Source organism: Staphylococcus canis (assembly GCF_016238445.1).
In the GTDB taxonomy this organism is placed as follows: Bacteria; Bacillota; Bacilli; order Staphylococcales; family Staphylococcaceae; genus Staphylococcus; species Staphylococcus canis.
The window spans coordinates 1-253 of sequence record NZ_JABANU010000115.1; the positions used below are offsets into that span (position 1 = coordinate 1).

A 253-nucleotide genomic window follows, 5' to 3' on the forward strand; every position below is an offset into this window, starting at 1 on the left:
TAACTTCAGAAATAGAATATTAGTTATTTCAAGGATGTTTGTAAGTGAACATAAAAAACGTACCAAGTCACTAAAAATAGCAACTTAGTACGTTTTGTCTTCACCAACCGACGTTGACAAAGAGCCACTTTTCTTCTTACGTTATTATAGTAATTGATATATTTGTGGATTTCTAATTCCAACTCTTCATAAGAATTAAATTCTTCTCCATAAAACATCTCTTGCTTTAATAGGCCAAAGAAATTCTCCATTG

General features: G+C 30.4%; 1 protein-coding gene. It reads right to left on the reverse strand.

All coding sequences use genetic code 11. The features are described 5' to 3' along the window. Positions 1–23: 23 nt before the first annotated feature. The coding region (locus tag HHH54_RS11145; RefSeq protein ID WP_198618836.1) for an IS3 family transposase at positions 24–253 on the reverse strand (230 nt) is incomplete at its 5' end.